This window comes from Candidatus Melainabacteria bacterium, assembly GCA_003963305.1.
GTDB lineage: Bacteria > Cyanobacteriota > Vampirovibrionia > Obscuribacterales > Obscuribacteraceae > PALSA-1081.
This window is the reverse complement of the sequence record RXJR01000008.1, coordinates 1-16,269: the sequence shown is the minus strand read 5'-3', so window position 1 is coordinate 16,269 and position 16,269 is coordinate 1. Positions and strand designations below refer to the sequence as shown.

The following is a 16,269-nucleotide window of genomic DNA, read 5'->3' as shown; positions in this document are numbered from 1 at the left end:
TGCACCTGAGAAGCTTATGGGAAGCCCGTTTCGGACGATCACTGCAGTCCCCATGTAATTATGTAAACAGATATTACGCGCGCGTGTATACAAAAGTTTTGTAGCTCAGAATCTTAAGACTTGATAGAGATATAGGGCATATCCATCGTCCGACCCAAAGCCACGAGCAAACCTCACACCTCAAGCCAGCTCGCACTTTAGCCGCACTTTCCACCAGCTCACCGCTGTGGAGATACGGCACTGGCTCGAGAAGAACTGAGATAAATCATGGCTCGGCGTGGATTCACAGATAGGTTTAACGGCTCCGCTAAGTTCGCCCCGGGTTGAACTTCCGACTGCAAATCGAGCCCCCAGGTTCGAGATGCTGCGACTGAGCGCTGTCCAATCAACGGGAGCATGCTTTTGCCCTCGCTTTTTACTACGACCGCTTTACTCACAGAATCATGCGCCAACCTTCGACGTCGACGGAGACTGGCGACAACTTTGCAGATGACAGCAACCGCGCGGCGCGCGAACTGTCGAATCGACACAACTCGGTCCGCTCCTTCGTGACCGTTAGGAGTCCCATCATGAAAAAGTTCCTGCGTGTGACGGCTGCTGTCGTCGCCCTGCTTTTGCCGGCGTCTGGCGTTTTCGCCTCGCCGCCGGTCTCGTCTGATTTCGTCTACGTCGCCAAGAAGGCGCCGGCGACCCCTGCAACCTCCAAGCCGGCCAAGGCCGCTCCCGCCCCCACCGTCGCTGCCAAGGCCAACTCGGCGGGCATCGACAACGACTGCCGCTCCAAGGCGCCCGGCATCTTCAACAGCGTGCACGAGTACACGTGCGCGTTCCAGCTCATCCGCGCCTTCTCCATGCCGCTGGCCGATGACGCCAAGCGCGCCGAGTTCGAGAAGCAGTTCGCTCCCGAGGTCTGGATCAACTCGGACTACCTGAAGATGGACGGCGTCTCCGAAGCCGATCGCATCAAGAACACCTTCGCCCTGATTCGCCGCGCCCGCGACTTCACGCACGAGCGCTTCGACTTCGTGCACAACGCCGAAGAAGCCGCGGCCATCGACAAGCAGTCGCGGCATCCGGTCCTCGACGGCGGCATCGGCGCCATCCTCCGCATGAACAACATGTGGGAGATCCAGAAGGCCATCTTCGGCAACGCCCCCGCCTCCGGCCTGACCCGCAAGGAATACGAGGAGAAGATGAGCGCGCTTGCGATCATCGGACCCGGCCACGAGCTGATCATCGACGCCCCCGTGCGTCAGGGTCCGGCTGATGGCATCCTCAAGGCGGGCGACATCGTCACCGACGTCGGCACGTTCTGCAAGCCCGACGGCTGCACCGACCCCATCGTCTGGACTCCGGTCGCGGGCATGGGCCAGGACGCCGCCATCAAGCTGATTCGCGGTGACCTGGGTTCGTCCGTCGGGCTCAAGGTGCTGCGCAAGAACTCTGCCGGCAAGCTGATTCCGCTCACCTTCACGCTCACCCGCGATGCGGTCAAGCAGCGTGCTGTCACCATCCACGATGTCGACGGCATCCGCAACATCGAGATCGAGAACTTCACCAACGACTTCCTGCTCGACGACTTCTACGACGCCATCACCGGCGCCGAGAAGGCCGGCATGATCGGCATCAACATCAACGTGCGCGGCAACCCGGGCGGTCGCCTGGACTACGTCACGGCGATGCTCGAGATGCTCGTGCCGCGCGGTCTGATCCTCAAGCAGGTGCAGCGCGATGTGGGCGCCAACACGCTCACCCAGGTCGAGACCTCGATGGCAGATGGTTTCTCCATCATCGCCACCAAGAAGACGACCGACCCTGACTCCGAGAAGCAGATCCAGGCCGCCAAGCGCGTTGCGTACGACCCGTCTTACGGCGTCGCCGCTGCTCGCAACCCCGGCTTTGTCGAACAGAACCCGCTTCTGCCGGCGATTTCGCCCGACATGCCGATCACCGTCGAGATCAACGTCGACTCCTACAGCGCCTCGGAAATCTTCGCGGGCGCACTGCAGGCGACGCACCGGGCCGTCATCGTCGGTCAGGGCAGCGCCGGCAAGGGTGCCATCATGCCGGAGCTCCCGCTTCCGGAAGGTGGCGGCATGGAGATCACCAACGGGCAGTTCTATCCCGGTGGCATGGATACCAAGCACAAGGGCATCATCCCCGACAAGATCGTCGAACAGCCCAAGGACTACGGCCAGACCGACGCTCAGCGCGATGTGGCTGTCGCCACTCTGCGTGAACTGTCGGCGCACATCAAGGCCGTTCGGGCGATCGAAGCCGAGCGCGCCAAGATCAACGACGCTCGCTTCGAAGACGAGATGGCCAAGCGGGACGCCGCCGATCGGCTGCCGCTCACCAAGCTGGACGAATCGCAGGAGCAGTAACAGCTGCGCCTGTTGAACACTTCGACGAACCAGGCGCACGCGGTCAACCACTTCACGGTGGCAACTGCGTGCGCCGTCGACTCTTAATCCGCTCTCACTCGAGTGCGGACGCCGGATTTCATCCAGCCACTGCCGGCAGTGGCATGTAACTGACAAGGAAACTACCATGATCCGCAAGTCCATCGTTCTGGCCGCCGCCGCTGCGGCCCTCGCTCTCTCCTCCCTCTCGGGCGTCGCCATGGCTGCGCCGCCCAAGGCCAAGACCCCCGCCGCCGCCACCGCGGTGCAGGGCAAGTCGCAGGCCGAGATCTACGACGCCAACCACAAGGGCGCGGTCGCCGTGCTGACGCGCTTCAAGACCGGCATCAGCTCGCCCGAGGTGGCCGGCGCCCTGGCCCAGATCAAGACCGAGCTGGACGGACTGCCCGCCCTCGCGAAGGCCTACGTCGACGCCAAGAACGCCGGCAACGACGCCGCCGCCAAGACCGCCCAGGACAGCTACACCGCTTCGGTGCAGAAGGTCATCGACCTGGCCGTGCCGCTCGACCAGCAGGTCATGCCGGTGCGCGCGCAGCTCATGGGCGGCTTCGAGCAGCTCGGAGCGGTCGGCGCCAAGCTCAAGGCCGAGAAGGACATCGCCGCCCTGATCGCCGACATCGACGCGGCCATGAAGCCGCTCGACGACGCCAACGAGATGGTCGGCCCGATCCACGACGCCGCCATGAAGAACACCCAGACCCGCATGAATCAGCTCGGCAAGAAGATCTTCGGCGAAGAGCTCGCCAACCAGATCGGCAACGTGCTGCAGCAGAAGCTGGCCCAGTAACCCCGCAAGAGCGGCTGGTCGACGGCACCACGTCACGGTGTCTCTGCCTCGTATCCCTAGGGCAAACACCAAAGTTCTGAGGGACTTCCATAACCGGAAGTCCCTCAGTCTGGCCAGTCATTGAAGTAACCAGAGTCGCTCTAGCCTGCGGGCAGACGGCTCCAAAACATAGGGAGTATGCGATGTTCAATCGTATCTCTAGTCTGACTAAGCCAGTCGTCTGGCTCTCCTGGCAGTTGATTGCTTTTGCGGCATCAGTGCTTTCGTTCGGCTATGTCGACCTCTACAAGAAGCGTGACACGCACGGTTCTGCCGGTCGAATCTGGGGCTTCTTCTACCCCTTCCTGCTCTCCACCGACAAGTGGGTGGTCACCATCCCCAAGGGAATTCCGGTTCCCTGGGCGCATCGCTTCAAGAACGCGCTGACACCGAAGACGGTGGCAATGCCGTTCGCCTGGCTGGCCGGCGGCGCAGCGCTGTATTTCTTCCTCACCTCTCCGGTGAGCGATGGCATGCACGCCGCCCTCGGGCAGTGGTTCATCGCCGCCGAAATCGTCGCCGGGCTTGCCGTCTTCCGCAAGTTCTGGCAGAGCCTGCCCAAGCCGGAATGGCAAGAATCATTGCTGCCGCTGCCGCGCTTCATCGCCGGTCGCCAGCTGTTCAGCGTTCCGGAATTCGTCAAGGCGTGGCTGCTGATCGCTCTTTCGGGTCTCGGCATCTACCTGGTCAACATGCTGGCCGTGCAGATGAACAGCCTGAACGGCGCGTTCATGAACTCGATCACCGAGAAGAACGCCGCCGCGTTCACGCAAATTCTCTGGTCGTTCGCCACCGTGCTGGGCATCTACACGATTCTCGGACCGGTCTATTCCTACGTCAAGAACCTGCTCACTCTCGAGTGGACGATGTTCACGACGCGTTTCATGATGCGTCTGTACATGACCAAGGCCCGGCATTACTACCCGATCAGCCTGTCGCGCAACCCGGACAACCCGAACGAACGCATCCAGCAGGACGTGCCTGCCATGTGCTCGGCGGCGATGTCCTTCATGTTCTCCATCGTCGACTCGGTGGTGACGTTCTGCCTCTTCGGCCACGTTCTCTGGAAGGCTGAAGAAGGTCTCACCTACAACATTCCGCTCTTCGGTCAGGTCTACCAGATTCAACACCTGCTGCTCTGGATCCTGATCGGCTACGCACTCATGGGCTCCAACGGAGTCGTGCGTGTCGGCGCCCGTCTGATCGGACTGCAGGCGAAGCAGAAGCAACTCGGTGCCGACTATCGTGTTGGCATGGTGATGTTCGAGAAGTACGCCGAGCCGATCGCCGCCTACCGTGGCGAACAGCGCGAGTATGACCGCCTGTGGTGGCGTTTCATGCTGTCGCTGAAGAACAACTACGCCATCGTGCGCTGGCAGCGGAACCTCGGCTTCTTCACCTCGGGCTACAACCAGGTGGCGTCGCTGCTGCCTTACGGTGCTCTGGCACCGTTCTACTTCGCCGGCCAGGTCGCCTTCGGCACGATCTCGCAAGCGGTCGGTGCCTTCGGTGAAATTCTCTCTTCTGCGTCGATCTTCGTGTCGCAGTTCAGTGCACTGACCGGCCTGATGGCGAGCGTCAACCGTGTGGGCGAGCTGCGTGACGAACTGGAACGCCTCGACAACGTCGAGAAGGACGGCTCCACGCGCATCAACATCCAGGAAGACTCGCGTCAGTTGCTCGACATCGACAACCTGACGCTCTTCACGCCCGATCGCGAGAAGATCATCATCAAGGACTTCAGCCTGCACATGGTGCCTGGTCGCAATGTCGCCATCGTCGGCGAAAGCGGCTCGGGCAAGACCTCGCTCTTGCGCTCGATCGTCGGTCTGCCCCTGTGGAACCGCGGTGAAGGCAACATTCGCGTGCCCGGCATCGGCGAACGCCTGATGCTGACACAGCTGGCTTACCTGCCGATGGATGCGACTCTGAGAGATCAGATCCAGTATCCGTCTGCGCAGAACGTCAGCGACGAAAAGCTCATCGCCGTGCTCAAGCAGGTCAACCTGCCGGAAGACTTCGTCGAACGCGTCGGCGGGCTGGACTCGCTCTACAACTGGGACAAGCTCTCGGGTGGTGAGCGTCAGCGTCTGGTGGTGGCACGTGCCCTGATCAACAAGGTGCGTCTGGTCATCGCCGACGAAGCGACTTCGGGTCTCGACGCGAAGAACGAAGAGAACCTGTACCAGCAGATGATTGCCCACGGCATGACCCTGCTGAGCGTCACGCACAAGCCTGGTCTGATGAAGTTCCACCACGATGTGGTGCAGCTTCTGGGCGACGGCAAGGGCGGCTGGCGCATGCGTGCAGTCGAAGCACCTGGTCAGTAAGCCAGCGTGTTAGGCGAGGAGGAGCGAGAAAACCCGCAGCGCAAGCTCGGATCTATCGCTCCTCCCTGCGCCTCGTCTGCGCTTTCATCAACGAAGAAACCAGGTACCGCCTTGGTTTCTTCACTTTTTCTCGCGTTATACTATAATCTACAGTATAACAAACATGGAGAGGCCAAGCAGCTCTGAAAGTTCTATGATGTTGAGTCCTGATCGACTGATAACCAGTCAGGTCGAGCACCGTCACACAATTGCATCGCAAGCCAGTCGGCATGGCGTGCACAGCCAAATGAGGTGAGCCACAGTGAATGAAGATGACCCGGAGTTCAACGCTCTACCGGCACATGCGCAAGAGCGGCTGGTCGAGATGCGTGGTCAGGATGAGCAGCACAGGCGGCTTTTCACAAGCGATCTTTCGACAAGTGAGTTTCTGCTGGTCAAAGAAGCTGGTTTCGACCCAGTCGGGCTCGTCGTCGGCAGCTCAATCTACCATGTCGGCTATCAAATGGCTGCATGGACCCAAAACCAGGAAATGACAGTGCTGACACAAGCCATGTATCACGCTCGCGAACTGGCCATGAGCCGCATGGAAGAAGAGGCTCACGCACTTGGTGCCGACGGTATCGTCGGTGTACGGCTTGACGTCAATCACAAAGAATGGGGCTCTCATGTCGCTGAATTTGTCGCCATGGGAACTGCTGTAGTGCACCGAAATGACCCTCATCGCTTTAAGAACAAGCGCGGACGCCCATTCACATCAGACCTGACCGGGCAAGACTTTTACATTCTCCTGCGCTCAGGCTACAGACCGCTCGGAATGGTGATGGGAAATTGCGTCTATCATGTCGCACAACAAGGTTTCCTCTCGTACATGCGCACCTTCAGCCAGAACGTCGAACTGACGCAGTACACTCAAGCACTTTACGACAGTCGGGAACTGGCTATGGAACGCATGCAGAGAGAAGCTGAAGAATTAGGCGCCAAGGGCATCGTCGGAGCCAACATTCATGAAAAAACGCATGCCTGGGGTCCGCAAGTAATCGAGTTCTTTGCCATCGGCACAGCCGTAGAGGAAATCAGCAAAGACCACGTCATCGAGCCACCAGTTCTGGTGCTGCCTCTGATCGACTGAGCACCACAGGTAATATCATGGTTTTCACGAAATGGTTCGGACCGAAAGATCCCGACGAAGAAAAACGAAGAAAAGAACTCAAACAGCGAATTGAAGACGTGCGTCAATCCGAGCTTGAGCGACAGAGCATCGACCTTGAGGTACTGGCTCAAGGCGGCATTCCCATTCAGGCAAAACAAAGACTGGAAGAACTCGGACAAAATGCAGACCAGGAAAATTGCATATTCACAAGCAACCTCGCCCCCGACGAACTGGCACTGCTGCGCCGACACGGCTACCGTCCGCGCGGTCTCGTGATGGGCAGCGCCGTCTGGCACGTTGGTCAGGCTTTCGCATCAATGACCGATTGTGAGGTGACAGTCCTATCGCATGCCTACGACAAAGCTACGACTCTTGCCGTTTCGCGCATGGAACAGGAATTGTACTTGATCGGCGGTCACGGAGTAGTAGGCGTTACTTTGAAGATGATTCGCCATGAATGGGGCGAAAAATTGGTCGAAGTTCAGGTCATGGGCACAGCCGTGCAAGGACCGGGTAACATGCCGTCAAGACCCTTTCTCAGCGATCTCTCAGTGCAGGAGTGGTGGGCACTGCATAGAGCTGGATTCGACGCCGCAGGTCTCGTCTGGGGCTACTGCACATGGTTTCTGTTCACCACAGCCCAGGATGAGTATATTCATACATCATTCGGCAACACCGAGTTCGACCACTTCAGTCTGGGTCTCGGACGGGCTCGCAATCGCGCTCTCGACAATATGCACGATCAGGCACGGCGACTTGGTGCAAACGGCATAGTCGGCGTCACTATCGACCGCAAGCTGCAGGAAGTACGCCTGCGAGGACCCGATATGGGCGAAATGCAAAATCAAGGGTACGAACGAGAGCACCACAACCTGACGGTGAGCATTATCGGCACTGCCGTTCGCGTCAACCCAAACGCACCACGTGCAGTCGAGCGAACTAGAGACATCCTGTCGCTAAAAGATGGGCGAATAAAACCAGCTTTGCTCAAAAAAGAGACCGTCGAACTTTACGACTGATGGGCAAAACCGAATAAATACAAGAGAAGGACTGCGCAATTGCACAGCCTGGTGTTCTGTCAAATTGATTACAGTGCAATCTGGTTAGTTATAACGAGGTGCATTTATGGCCAGATTGCGGAAACCAGCAAAAGATACCATCAGGGTCGCGCCCAAACTGATGCAGGCGCGTTACAGAACCGTGTGCGGATGCGGCGCGATGATTTCAACCGGTGATCTGATCTTCTACGACAAACTGTCCAGCGTACGTGTGCGCTGTGTTCCTTGTGGCAGATCGACAGCCAGCCTGGCTCGACAGGGGCTGGAAAAAGTCACGGAAACACCAGAGTTACAACTGCTGATGGATAGGGTCAAACAGCTTCAGGCCGTGGGAAAAAATCTCTCCAATTCTGAGGAATTGTCGCAAGTGGTCGGCAATTTGGTAGACAATCATGCCGCTCATAGTGATGCTCGCAAGCTCATCTGCCAGCTTTCAATGTGCGAGTCGAATGCTGAATTAATCGGCATCAGCGTCAGGTACGACGGCCCGTGCACACACTGCTCGAACTTGATTCGAGCCGGAGACACCGCCCTTTACGACAAAGCCGCCAGACGGCTGCATTGCTTACGATGCGAATTGACTCCGTGCCTGAACTAGCACCGGACTTACCCCCGCCCTTCTAGAGCATGCTATGACTCAGCGGGCGTTGCTGCCGACGCCCGACGAGTTAGAGAGGCTGACTTAAAATGCCCGGATTTTGCCAAAACAAAAAATTACTATCTTTCCATCGACCGACACGACGAAGCGAGGGCAAAGAAATGGCAAGAGATCTGGGCTTTCTGACCGCTGGAATGATCGTCGGATTAGCCGCACTGACGATGAGCACATCATTAAACGCATCATTGAGAAGCGATTCCAGAAAGGATCTTAGCTTTACACCGGACGTACCGTCCCTGACTGCCAGACCCGCGGTTACGCACCACTTCTTCAGACCGGGCTCAGGCATAGGCGTCCAGCCCATCATGGCTAACTCGAACAACTAACATGCGTCCCGCCCATCATAGCTAACTCAAACAACTAACATGCGTCCCGCCCATCATAGCCAACTCAAACAACTAACATGCGCCCCGCCCCTTATGGACAACTCGAACAACTGACAAACTGACCTCTACTTAAACACCACCTGAAGTTTTCCAGCCTTACCAAGCACATCACATCTGGTGGCATCACCCTGGCGATAAAATTTGAGATCGACACTATCAGTCCCAACTCGCAAATGCCTGATTGTCACCATATTCAAATAGTCAGGCAAGGTTGGATTGGAGACATAAAGAGTATTGTTGGGCGCGTCGGCTCTTAATCCGAGCAGACTCTCCAGCATGAGGAACATGCTCCCTGCAGCCCATGCTTGAGGAGAACAGGAAACCGGATACCATATTGGTTTATCTGAATACTGGCGCGAAAAGCCGCAGAAGAGTTCAGGCAAACGATAATCCGGCTGAGACAGAGCCGCTTTGAAAATGCCACCAGATATAATACCGGCTTCACGCTTGCGTCCAACCTTGCACAACCCCTCGATGATAATGGCATTGTCGTGCGGCCATATGCTGCCATCATGGTAGCTGAGCGGATTGTAAGCACGCTCGGCCGACGATAAGGTACGCACTCCCCATCCCGAATTCATATCAGCATGAAAAATCTTGTCGGACAATTGAAGATTTTGAGCTTCAGTGTTGATACCAGAAGACATTGTATGACCTGGATTCGAAGAAACAACATCGCATTGTTTGCCATTTCCATCCAGAGCTTCTGCCATGAAGTGTGCTTCCGGCATCCAAAAGTCTTTCTGGAAGCGCTTTTGCAGAGCCTCAGCCTTTGCATTGAGACGGTCGCTCACCTGAGCATAGCCCAGATGTTTGGCCAGATCGGCGGTGCGATGCCAGGCTTCATACAAGTAGCCCTGCACTTCGCTTAAAGCAATAGGCGGCCTGGCCAACTCACCATTCGAATACAGTACCGAGTCGACCGAGTCTTTCCACCCTTGATTGCTGAGGGCACCCTTCTTTTTTCCATAGACTAGATACGGATAATCCGCGGTTTCTGAATCGAGGTAGGCAAGCGCTCTTTCTACATTCGGCCACAACTTGCGTGCAAATTCATAATCGCCGGACCATTGCACATATTGCCCGAGCATCGAGAGCCAGAGCGGCGTCGCATCGACGGTTCCATAATAAGGTCTGAATGGAATTTCCTTGCAGCGCGCCATCTCGCCCAGGCGCAACTCATGCAGAATGCGCCCCGGGCGCTCCTCCGTAACATCATCAGACCTGGTGCCTTGATAGGAGGCCAGAACCGATAAAATTTCGCGCGTCATATCAGGCAAAAGTGGAAGCGTTTCATGAGCCGCTATGGCCTGATCCCGGCCAAAAGCAACTGTAAACCACGGAATCCCAGCTGACAGACACTCACCATGGGGCGTCGGTTGGCGCAAAATAAAGAGATCTTTGAAGTTGCGCTCGCAGAGACGATTAAAATCAAGATTGTCGGTTTCGATCGATGCCCCGGCATTGCGCCATTGTTTGTATTGAGCTTCAACTGTGGACTTTTGCGCGGCAAAGCTCCACTCTTTAGCATCCCAAAGCGGCACATCAGGCTCATTACCGATTTTAGTAGCGACAACAGCTTCAATTTCGACCGTCGACCTGGGTGCCATCGTCAGCTTGAACTGTGCCCCGTGCGGCGTCAGCGAACTGGGTTTCGCTCCTGAAAAACTGATCAGCGTTTTCATCGGTACTTGATCGAGTCCAACGTATTTGAGAACAACGAGATTACGATCGCTGTCTATGAGCGGCTCGGCATACTCTCCTCTGCTGGTGCGCTTCTGCCCGCGCACTTCAAACATGTCGGCAAAGTCGGAATCATATTTGATATCGAATTGTAGATTTTGAGTTTCAACCCCGTAGTTCGTCAACACCAGACGCTCTCGCATAGCATTGGAGATGACAACGTTCCGCTCCACCCCAATCGATTGCTCCGGAAGCAGCTTATCGAGCGGCTTTTGACGAGGCCCTTTGTTTCCGTAAACAAAGCGACCGGCAAATCCTTCTTCAGTATTAGCGCTGAGTAAAGTCAGCGTTTCTCCATTCAGACTTAAATCCCACTCGCTCAAATATCGCGTATCGTCGCGATAAAGCCCACAACCAAGATTCGAATCACCGGGCATCAAGCCAGTCTCATCCATGACCAAAAAATGTCCCTGGTGTTTCAAAACCTGACGCGGATGATTTGGAATAGCCGCCTTAATTTCGGACGGACGTTGTGTCGGAGTTTCTTGCGGCGCCGGTAGAAGATTCTCTGCAGGCTTCTGCTGTTCAGCCAGGACAACCGCTTGCTGGCTGAACAATAGACTTGCAGCCAGGACAACTCCCATCAGTCTTTTCATGCCTCAACCTCATCCATTATTTTCAAAACAAGAGCCGCATCTGACAACAAGTAGGCGCCGACCGGGTCCAAAAGCCTAACATCTTGGCTGAGTAAAATCCTCGAAAAGGTCACCAGTTGGTTTCAAACAGGAAATTCTCTCTTGCCATAGTTTTGTCACAGAGAAGCCACTCTTTGGTCACAACTGATGGATAAAGTAAAGACATCGAGAGCAGGCGAGCCGCAGAATCAAGCAAGCGGACAGCTTACGGACCCACGACAGAGAAAAGGGACCCTTTCGAGCAAATTTAGGGCAAGCAGTGGCGGGAGCTAGTCTCTCGCTTTCTGTCTTTTTGGAGTTGAAGCAGCTAAAGTCTTAGTATGTCACTCGCTCGCAACTGCAGAAAAGTTTCCAGAAGAATCGGAGCACTATTGTGCCTGACCATCGTAAGCTCAGCTTTGACCGGTTGCGCCAGACACTCTGACCGAGACTGGGTGATTCGCGAATTCAACGTGCCGCAGGAAGTCGAATTAGTTGTGCAAAGCACACCTGAAGACGAGTCACACTGGGCTGACCGGAAGAATTTGTTTCTCACTGCCGCATTTAAATTCACTCCGACGCAATACCTGGAGTACAGCAGATCTGTTGAAAAGAAAAGCGAAATCTGGCATCCCCTGCCACTTTCGCCTGAGCTGAAAAAGACGGTGACAGCGCGTTACGACGATGCCACCGTTACCACCGCTATCAATAAGGCTGCGCATGGATTCTATTATCTGAAAACAGCCGCAGGTGCCAATCTGCTCAAAACAAACAAAAGAGCAGAATGGCAGGCAACAGATCCAGACGTTGAACTGGCAATACTGAACGCCGATTCAGCGGAGCTGAAAGTTTTCGTTAAACAATAAGCCGAGCTTCTGTTGTTAGAAAACCTTTTTGACAAGATCTTCAGTCGAGCGCACAGCCTTCTTCACGCCACCATCTGTGGTTTTAAGAGCCTTCTTGACGCCACCGTCGGTTGTCTTAACAGCTTTTTTGACACCACCATCGGTGACAGTAATAGCCTTTTTGACGCCGCCGTCTGTAGTTTCTATAGCTTTCTTAACTCCACCGTCAGTGGTTTTAACCGCTTTTTTAACACCGCCATCAGTGGTTTCAATGGCCTTTTTAACTCCACTGTCAGTGGTTTTGACCGCTTTCTTAACACCACCGTCAGTCGTCTTCACTGCTTTCTTGACGCCGCCTGCGGCATCATCGACACCCTCTTTGACAGGTCCAGCCAGGGCAGCATTGCCGCAACAGACAGAGCTCAGAATTACAGCTAAGGCTAGAGTAGCGCCGGCATTTTCAGACAGTGAACGAAATTTCAAATTCTTCATCAAAACAAACTCCGATGTCGATCAGAACACCCATTAACAATAACAAACAAGGCAAATTTTTACTCGCCCTCGGCCTCTGCAACTTCAGCCAAACGCGCCAGAGTAGACAAACGTATATCGAGTGCAATAGCTACGCGTTGCAATGAACCAATCGTTATGTTCCGTTGCCCACGTTCAATGTCACTGATGTAAGTTCGATGCAGGTGTGTTGCATCAGCTACATCCTGCTGGGACAGACCAAGATTTTCGCGACGCTCTTTGATTAGCTTTCCGAGGTGTTGAAGGTTTAATGCCATGGGTTTTTTCCGAATAGTCTTGCGGATTATAGCCCACAACAATCAAGTATTTACAGCCGCTCTTTTTTATTGCGCGAAGAGAATCAAGATAACCAAAACAACAACCAGTCGTTTCAAGACGGGAGCGAAATCGAAAAAGAAGCTTACAGGCAAAAATAATTCGACAGCGTTGAACGCGTGGCTAGTTGGCTACAAGCCCTGATTCGTGACTCTGGTCGTTCATGCATGCGGAGTAAGATGTTTATATCAAGGGGAGAATTTCGTATGACAAGAGCTTTTAAATTTCTGAGTGGCAATTTGCTGGGGATCGCTGCAGCGATCTGCCTGATCGCGCCGTTTACAGTATCCGATGCCGGTGCCCGCGACAAAACAAGTAAAGCGCCTGCCTCTCCGCCACATGCTACTCCCCCAGGCGTCCTGACAGTCGGAACTATGAACAATTTCTTTTGCGGCAAAGGATTCGCTTTTTTCAGCAACGTCTCCAATCAACTGAATATTCTCACTACTGTGCCGACTGACGGCAGTTGCGGAATCGCAGGGGTTCAATGGCAGGGTCTGAAAAATATGCCTTTGAATCGAATTTCTTTTGATGTTCTCGGAGGCGGCTGCACTGGTGACGAATCTTTTGGCGTATTCATGTTTCTGAACGAACCTACTGGAACAGTTTCCACAGCCTGCCAGAGTTTCGTACAGATTCCGCTCAGCAACGGATTTACAAGATACGTGATCCAGCCATCTTCTCCAGCCAGAATCAACAGCGTAGTGATCGCGCACGTAGGCACGGCGGGTGGCGAGGCAAATCACGTGATCGGAAATTTCCTCATAAATGGCAATCAAAGTCCATTTATCCAGCTTAACAACCCGCACACGTGCGGATCGTCGCAGATCAATTGCAACGGGAACTAACAAGCATCTATGCGCAACTCGCACAGTTAGCGCGTATCGCTGAACTGCGAGAAACCTAACTTGGACTTTGAGAAGCCAAGACCAGGCGAATCTATGGCTATTTGTCACATCTGTAGAAGATGATTGATTTATCTCCTCCACCAAACACAGTCTTTCGAAGTTAGCCACACCCCGACCCTTTCGCCAATCGAATAACACGCTTTCATTCGTCAACGAGACGACTGTATAGGCGTGCTGTTCCATTTGTGAGATTCAAACGCCCGGAACCCAATGTCTCCCGGCGAATGATTTGCCACTCGGGGAAGTCAGCTCGCGAAAGCTTTGTTCACTCTACTCAGGTGAACTCTATGACAAAACATCCCAGACTCACGTTTGTTGAACGACCTTCGCCCAACTTCAACGACCGCAAGGGTGAATCGGTCCAATTTCTGGTCTTGCACTACACGGCAATGGCTACGGCAGAAGACGCCATTCGAAGGCTCTGCGACCCCACCACGGGAGTGAGCGCACACTATGTGGTCGGCGAAGATGGAACTGTCTATCGCCTCGTCGCAGAAGAGAAGCGCGCCTGGCACGCCGGCGTCTCGTTCTGGGACGGCGCCACCGACCTCAACTCCTCCTCGGTCGGCATTGAGATTGCTAACACTGGCGATGCTCCGTATCCCGAAGTACAGATGCAATCGGTCATCGCCCTGAGCAAAGCAATCGTCAATCGCCACAAGATTCGCTCGTTCCACGTCATCGGTCATTCGGACATCGCTCCTGACCGCAAGCCGGACCCCGGTGAGCTTTTCGATTGGCAGTCGCTTGCGGCTACCGGGCTCGGTGTCTGGCCGGTACCGACGCAGGCTGACTACAAGACCTCTGCGGGCTGGACCGATGCGGATGTGCAGAAGGCACTTGTCAAAGTCGGTTATCGCCCGACCATCGACCAGCGTGTCCTGATCACCGCCTTCCAGCGCCACTTCCAGGCGGATATTTTCAAGACACCGGGCAAGGTCGGCATCGCCGATCTGGAAACAAAAGCTCGGTTGGCTTGTCTGGTTCGCCGAAAGAACATTTCTGATGCAATGCAACAGAAAGCCAGACGCCGTCGCCGCCACAAGAAGTAAGCTCGCCGAGAAGCTGCCGTTTCGCTTATTTCAAAAGGCAAGGAATTCCCTGAAAACCTCGTGTTTTCTTGGAATTTCTTGCCCTTCTTCGCTCTTCCTCTCCTGGTCAGGGCGCAACCTGCAGCAAATTTTTTGCGCCCACTTATACTATTTTAAATAGTTATTAAAGCGACTGTTCAAGAAGATTTTGTAGCCACCCTGGTCGTCAGGATTTGTCCGGAGGTGGGCTAAGTGACACCATTTTGACATCGCAGCTGCGCTAACTTTTCCACTGAAATCAGGTCAACGCCCATCAGCGGAGCAATCTAGCAATTGTAAGGTTGTCGCAATCAACTGGATTACACGCTTCCAGAGGGCTAATGTAAAAGCCTCTTTGATCTACGTTTTTTTCAGGCATCCCTCCCAACCACCATCAGCCCCTGCACTTTTAAGAACACAGCTTTAGCTTCTTTCGAGCTGCGGATTCTCACGCACATCGGACGCACAATCGTCGCGAAACGTCCGGGTCAGAAATCAGCAAGCCGCCCAGCCGGAGAACCACCAGGTGGGTTCTAATCAACCTGAGTTCTCCAAAGATTGCCACAACCAGGAGACCAATTTATGACAGACACTAGTGCAGTTTCCCAGACGGCGCCACCGGATGCAGTGCAATCACCGGAGGTGTCGAGCATTGCCGAACGGCTGATGTTCGAGGTGCGCTGGCTCCTCTATCCGGTGAATGCAGGTTTGACGGTGGCGTTGATCGTTTACCTGCTGCGATTCTTCTTTCATGTGGGCACCCTGGTCGCTCACGCGCCGGCGTTCATCACAGGCGCCCACGGCGGAGACCAGGACCTGCTCGTGGTCATAGTCGACCTGCTCGACCATGCCATGATCTGCTCACTGCTAATCTTGACGATCATGGGCGGACATCAGATCTATGTACGCCGATTCCAGCAGAGACTGGCGGCACAGGGTCCTGCGTGGCTGAACAGAATCGACACCATCGTGTTGAAGGTCAAGCTGGGGCTTGCCTTCACCGGCGTTTCAAGCGTCGTGCTACTCAAAGACTGCATCAGCATCACGCCGGTGCCGACACAGGAATGGCTGACGCATGTGGTCATCCACGTCGTCTTCCTGGGCACCACTTTGATCACCGCAATCACCTGGAAGATCATGCATCCGACCAAAGTCGACTGACACCGGGAGCAACAACGTCTAAATTTCGAGCAGACCCGAAAGGGTCTGCTTGACCCCTTTCTCCCAAGTCCACGTCATCTAGTTATCCTCCAACCATTATCTTAACCCGGTGTCTATTAATTCATATAGTTGGACGGGCACAGGAAGTCCAATTGAGGGTCCCCCCAAAAAGTAGACAGTCCGGTCTGATGGAGATCCGCTTCTTAGGTAAAATAACCAAGGAGCGCAGCATGACGAAGAAAAATAAGTCC

At 54.8% G+C, this 16,269-nt stretch carries 14 protein-coding genes; 11 read left to right on the top strand and 3 right to left on the bottom strand.

The genetic code is table 11. The annotated features are described in order from the left end of the window. The first annotated feature begins 443 nt into the window (after nt 1–443). The 7 genes from EKK48_09170 (at nt 444) to EKK48_09140 (ending at nt 8,771) form a co-directional block, all read left to right on the top strand. Entirely contained in the window at nt 444–2,384 is a 1,941-nt protein-coding gene (locus tag EKK48_09170) for a hypothetical protein (protein ID RTL43062.1), read from the top strand. A 166-nt stretch (nt 2,385–2,550) separates the two neighbouring features. Then, a complete protein-coding gene (locus EKK48_09165) occupies nt 2,551–3,210 on the top strand; it encodes a hypothetical protein (protein RTL43061.1) in 660 nt (219 codons plus the stop codon). A gap of 182 nt (nt 3,211–3,392) precedes the next feature. Then, nucleotides 3,393–5,579, top strand: coding sequence for an ABC transporter ATP-binding protein/permease (locus EKK48_09160; protein ID RTL43060.1), 2,187 nt, complete (start codon nt 3,393–3,395; stop codon nt 5,577–5,579). A gap of 364 nt (nt 5,580–5,943) precedes the next feature. Further along, nucleotides 5,944–6,708, top strand: a complete 765-nt coding sequence (locus EKK48_09155) for a hypothetical protein (protein ID RTL43234.1) — start codon at nt 5,944–5,946, stop codon at nt 6,706–6,708. A 17-nt stretch (nt 6,709–6,725) separates the two neighbouring features. Then, entirely contained in the window at nt 6,726–7,748 is a 1,023-nt protein-coding gene (locus EKK48_09150) for a hypothetical protein (protein ID RTL43059.1), read from the top strand. Between the two features lie 106 nt (nt 7,749–7,854). Continuing rightward, nucleotides 7,855–8,385 carry a hypothetical protein gene (locus EKK48_09145; GenBank protein RTL43058.1) on the top strand — a complete coding sequence of 177 codons (531 nt, stop codon included), beginning with the start codon at nt 7,855–7,857 and terminating at the stop codon, nt 8,383–8,385. Between the two features lie 161 nt (nt 8,386–8,546). After that, nucleotides 8,547–8,771, top strand: a complete 225-nt coding sequence (locus EKK48_09140; protein RTL43057.1) for a hypothetical protein — start codon at nt 8,547–8,549, stop codon at nt 8,769–8,771. A gap of 125 nt (nt 8,772–8,896) precedes the next feature. Here EKK48_09140 and EKK48_09135 read toward each other — a convergent pair whose 3' ends face one another. Continuing rightward, on the bottom strand, nt 8,897–11,170 hold the full coding sequence (locus tag EKK48_09135) for an amylo-alpha-1,6-glucosidase (protein ID RTL43056.1): 2,274 nt from the start codon (nt 11,168–11,170) through the stop codon (nt 8,897–8,899). A 359-nt stretch (nt 11,171–11,529) separates the two neighbouring features. Here EKK48_09135 and EKK48_09130 point away from each other — a divergent pair, with 359 nt between their 5' ends. After that, complete coding sequence (locus EKK48_09130) at nt 11,530–12,054, top strand: hypothetical protein (GenBank protein RTL43055.1); 525 nt, start codon at nt 11,530–11,532, stop codon at nt 12,052–12,054. A 15-nt stretch (nt 12,055–12,069) separates the two neighbouring features. Here the strand turns inward: EKK48_09130 and EKK48_09125 are convergent, their stop codons facing one another. Then, entirely contained in the window at nt 12,070–12,525 is a 456-nt protein-coding gene (locus tag EKK48_09125) for a hypothetical protein (protein RTL43054.1), read from the bottom strand. A gap of 59 nt (nt 12,526–12,584) precedes the next feature. Next, a complete protein-coding gene (locus EKK48_09120) occupies nt 12,585–12,821 on the bottom strand; it encodes an XRE family transcriptional regulator (GenBank protein RTL43053.1) in 237 nt (78 codons plus the stop codon). Nucleotides 12,822–13,085: 264 nt separating this feature from the next. Here EKK48_09120 and EKK48_09115 point away from each other — a divergent pair, with 264 nt between their 5' ends. From EKK48_09115 to EKK48_09105, 3 genes are all read left to right on the top strand, one after another. After that, nucleotides 13,086–13,727: a hypothetical protein gene (locus tag EKK48_09115; GenBank protein ID RTL43052.1), complete on the top strand. Its 642-nt coding sequence runs from the start codon at nt 13,086–13,088 to the stop codon at nt 13,725–13,727. Between the two features lie 347 nt (nt 13,728–14,074). Beyond that, nucleotides 14,075–14,839, top strand: a complete 765-nt coding sequence (locus EKK48_09110; protein RTL43051.1) for an N-acetylmuramoyl-L-alanine amidase — start codon at nt 14,075–14,077, stop codon at nt 14,837–14,839. Nucleotides 14,840–15,439: 600 nt separating this feature from the next. Beyond that, complete coding sequence (locus EKK48_09105) at nt 15,440–16,018, top strand: hypothetical protein (GenBank protein RTL43050.1); 579 nt, start codon at nt 15,440–15,442, stop codon at nt 16,016–16,018. The last annotated feature ends 251 nt before the right edge of the window (nt 16,019–16,269 follow it).

Coding starts and splice junctions, on each gene's coding strand:
- EKK48_09170 (RTL43062.1), top strand. CDS start 444: ATGCGCCAACCTTCGACGTCGACGGAGACTGGCGACAACTTTGCAGAT.
- EKK48_09165 (RTL43061.1), top strand. CDS start 2,551: ATGATCCGCAAGTCCATCGTTCTGGCCGCCGCCGCTGCGGCCCTCGCT.
- EKK48_09160 (RTL43060.1), top strand. CDS start 3,393: ATGTTCAATCGTATCTCTAGTCTGACTAAGCCAGTCGTCTGGCTCTCC.
- EKK48_09155 (RTL43234.1), top strand. CDS start 5,944: ATGCGTGGTCAGGATGAGCAGCACAGGCGGCTTTTCACAAGCGATCTT.
- EKK48_09150 (RTL43059.1), top strand. CDS start 6,726: ATGGTTTTCACGAAATGGTTCGGACCGAAAGATCCCGACGAAGAAAAA.
- EKK48_09145 (RTL43058.1), top strand. CDS start 7,855: ATGGCCAGATTGCGGAAACCAGCAAAAGATACCATCAGGGTCGCGCCC.
- EKK48_09140 (RTL43057.1), top strand. CDS start 8,547: ATGGCAAGAGATCTGGGCTTTCTGACCGCTGGAATGATCGTCGGATTA.
- EKK48_09135 (RTL43056.1), bottom strand. CDS start 11,170: ATGAAAAGACTGATGGGAGTTGTCCTGGCTGCAAGTCTATTGTTCAGC.
- EKK48_09130 (RTL43055.1), top strand. CDS start 11,530: ATGTCACTCGCTCGCAACTGCAGAAAAGTTTCCAGAAGAATCGGAGCA.
- EKK48_09125 (RTL43054.1), bottom strand. CDS start 12,525: ATGAAGAATTTGAAATTTCGTTCACTGTCTGAAAATGCCGGCGCTACT.
- EKK48_09120 (RTL43053.1), bottom strand. CDS start 12,821: ATGGCATTAAACCTTCAACACCTCGGAAAGCTAATCAAAGAGCGTCGC.
- EKK48_09115 (RTL43052.1), top strand. CDS start 13,086: ATGACAAGAGCTTTTAAATTTCTGAGTGGCAATTTGCTGGGGATCGCT.
- EKK48_09110 (RTL43051.1), top strand. CDS start 14,075: ATGACAAAACATCCCAGACTCACGTTTGTTGAACGACCTTCGCCCAAC.
- EKK48_09105 (RTL43050.1), top strand. CDS start 15,440: ATGACAGACACTAGTGCAGTTTCCCAGACGGCGCCACCGGATGCAGTG.